We start from the raw sequence: 2983 nt of genomic DNA, 5'->3' as shown, positions 1-2983 counted from the left end.
GCCGGTTTCCCGCTGTACTGGTTGTTCATCAACACCCCGGGTCCCATACTGACAGCGGCGATCCTGTTCGCGGTTCCCGGTTATTTCACCGGCTGGCGTGCGCCCCTGGTGGTGTTCCTGCCCCTGGTCACCGACACGGCGTGCAGCGCCGCGGTGGGCCTGCCGATCTATAACGCACTGCACACCCCGGGCGCCGGCGCGTGGCTCCTGTGGGGTAGCGCGATCGCCTCGTGCGCAATCGGATTGGTGCTACTTGATGCGTTCGCCCGCTGGATCTATGCGCACACCCGCTCATTACAGCAGCAGAACGCCACCGCACCGGTGCAGCCCCGAGAACAAGTGTGAACCGGCGGCGGCCAGTCCCCGGCCGCCTGAGTCTTTCGACGGCGATTTGGCCGTCACCTATCTGGCGGGCCTGACACGGAGAGAGCCGGCCCATCCTGAACGATCGTTGACAGTAGACGAACGTGCACCGTACGGTGACCGTGTCACATTCCGTACCCCATACGGTAATCCATGGTGCGCACCCCGGCAGACGACTCCGGCGGAGGAGGATCGGCGTTGGGCATTCCCCACCCCACGGCGGGATCGGTCGCGCTGGTCACTGGGGCGTCGTCGGGAATCGGCCTGGCGATCGCCACCGAGCTGGCGGCGCGCGGGCATGACCTGATCTTGGTCGCCCGCCGCCGGGAGCGGCTGGAGGCGCTCGCCGAGGAATTGCACCGCACCCGCGATGTCCGTGTCGAGGTCATGGTCTGTGATCTGGCCGAGGCGAATGACCGGGACCAGTTGCTCGACGCGGTCAACGACACCGGCCTACAGGTGGACGTGCTGATTCTGTGCGCGGGATTCGGACTGGTGGGGCCGCACCTGGACCACGACGGTGATCGGGTGGTCAATCTCATCCGCACGAATGTCGAGAGCACGATGGCATTGGCCCATGCGCTGATTCCCGCGATGGCCCAGCGGCGCCGAGGCGCCGTGCTGTTCGTCTCCTCGATGGCCGGGAATCAGCCGATTCCCTTCTTCGCGGCGTATGCCGCCAGCAAGGCTGCCGTGACGTCGTTGGGTGAGTCGCTACACTACGAGCTCGCCGATAGCGGTGTGACGGTGTCGGTACTCGCCCCGGCGAACGTGGCGACGGAGTTCGCCGCCGTTGCCGACGCGGTGACGCAGGGCGAGCGCCAGTCGGCCTTCTTCACGGCCACGGCCGAACAGTGTGCACGGGCCGGGATCGAAGCGCTCGAATCCGGCAGGCGGAAGGTGACACCGTTGCCACAGGCGGCCCTCTTCGCCTGGCTTGGCCCGCGCCTTCCGCGCAGGGTGTGGTTCCGGATCTGCCGCTCGATGATGCGTTGAGCCGCAAAGGGTTCCCGGCTACCGTGGTGGACTACGTATCGATTCGCACGAAGGGTATCGTCATGTCTGACGACGACCACAGCACGCCGACGCCCTCGCCTGGCTCGCGGCTCGTCACGGAGCCGGCGCGGTGAGCACGTTCGCCAATTTTCGAGATATCGGCGGATTGCCGCTGACCGACGGCGGGCAGACCCGATCCGGTGTGCTACTGCGGTGCTCGGCGCCGATACCGGGGGACGCGCTGCCCGCGGACCTGCAGAACCGGGCGTTCACGGTCGTCGACCTTCGGTCGGCTGTCGAGCAACCTCAGTACGAGTGGCCACCGAACACCGTCGTAGTCCGGCACAACCTGTTCGAACCAGGAGATCTCAGCAGGCTTCGCGATGTGGACTTGAGTCTGCTCTATCGGGACATGCTTGCCACGGCGGCCGAGCGGATCGTCGCTGTCGCGCACATGTTGGACAGTGACGGGCCCACTCTGGTCCACTGCACCGCGGGAAAAGATCGCACCGGCGTCGTCGTCGCAGTGCTCTTGTTGCTGAGCGGTGTCGAACCCGCAGCGATCCTGGCGGACTATTGCCGGACCGAACTCGCCATGCCCGCTGTGGTGCAGCGGCTGAGCGCAATCGGTGCCATCGACACGGCGAACATCGCCGCGCCGTGGTACGCGGCTCCAGCCGCCGCGATCGAGGCGGTCATGACGATGCTCACGCAGTACCCAGGTGGGGCACGTGCGTGGTTCCTCGACCGCGGTGGCCGAGTCGACGCACTGAATCAACTGCGCCAGCGGTTGCGCGACGGTGGCGCGGCCGGTTCACGATCAGGCCGCTGATCAGGGATCGGCATCTGCCGTTGGACGATGGAGCGGCGAGCCGACTGTTCGTCTCGTTCCCGTCTGGCGGCGGCGATCACCAGATAGGCCGTGACGCATATCCAGATGAAGAAGATCGCCACGCCGATTCCCCAGACGATGATCCCGTCCCAGGCCAGCGGGCCCTCCTTGAAGAACACCACGAAACCGGCCGGGAACACGCCCATCACGGCGAAGAAGTTCAGGTAGGCATACCACCTGGGGAAGACCGGGACCGGGTTTCGGTCTTGGAGCACGATGGCCCCGATGATCGCGTTCTGGATCAGCACAGTCGTCGTCGTCCCGATGAACGTCAGCCACGCCACGTCATTGAGCGCCTGGGTGACCACCGGGTCACGTTCGGGGCGGTAGGCAATGCCCTGCCACAGCATAAGCGGCAGGATGATCTCCAGCACCGTGCAGGCCCCCGCGGCGAGCTGGCTGTATACCAGCGTGCGAGAAGCGCCCTCGATACGCCGCATCTGGTTGGAGATCACCGCGTAAAACGGTGCGAGCAAACCGGTTCCGATCATCGCGATGAACAGTCCGATCCGCTTTGCCAGGGTGTCCTCGGCAAACCACGCTGCAATCTCGTCAGCGCCCAGCGACGGTGCCGGCGGCCAGATGAAGTGCCCGATCGGAAGCAGACCGATGAAGAAGAGCAGCGTCATCAGTGGACCGCACCAGGCGCAGACCACTTGGTTGCGATAGCTCACCGCGCCGCATCCTTGCCAGCGGCCAACCGGGCAACGTCGGCCCGCAGTTGGTCCAGTT

At 65.7% G+C, this 2983-nt stretch carries 4 protein-coding genes; 3 read left to right on the top strand and 1 reads right to left on the bottom strand.

Annotated elements, in window-relative coordinates; translation table 11 throughout:
- The 3 genes from ACN269_RS34730 to ACN269_RS34720 form a co-directional block, all read left to right on the top strand.
- Window positions 1–345: hypothetical protein (locus ACN269_RS34730; RefSeq protein ID WP_421477570.1), on the top strand; the 345-nt coding region annotated here is incomplete at its 5' end.
- A 216-nt stretch (window positions 346–561) separates the two neighbouring features.
- Window positions 562–1359, top strand: coding sequence for an SDR family NAD(P)-dependent oxidoreductase (locus ACN269_RS34725; protein ID WP_421477568.1), 798 nt, complete (start codon window positions 562–564; stop codon window positions 1357–1359).
- A gap of 130 nt (window positions 1360–1489) precedes the next feature.
- Complete coding sequence (locus ACN269_RS34720) at window positions 1490–2191, top strand: tyrosine-protein phosphatase (protein ID WP_421477567.1); 702 nt, start codon at window positions 1490–1492, stop codon at window positions 2189–2191.
- On the opposite strand, the gene ACN269_RS34715 is transcribed toward ACN269_RS34720, so the two are convergent.
- A complete protein-coding gene (locus tag ACN269_RS34715) occupies window positions 2134–2925 on the bottom strand; it encodes a hypothetical protein (RefSeq protein ID WP_421477566.1) in 792 nt (263 codons plus the stop codon). The genes ACN269_RS34720 and ACN269_RS34715 overlap by 58 nt on opposite strands.
- Window positions 2926–2983 lie beyond the last annotated feature (58 nt).

The organism is Micromonospora sp. WMMD736, from assembly GCF_049179015.1.
Lineage (GTDB): Bacteria > Actinomycetota > Actinomycetes > Mycobacteriales > Micromonosporaceae > Micromonospora.
This window is presented reverse-complemented; position numbering and strand designations above follow the sequence as displayed.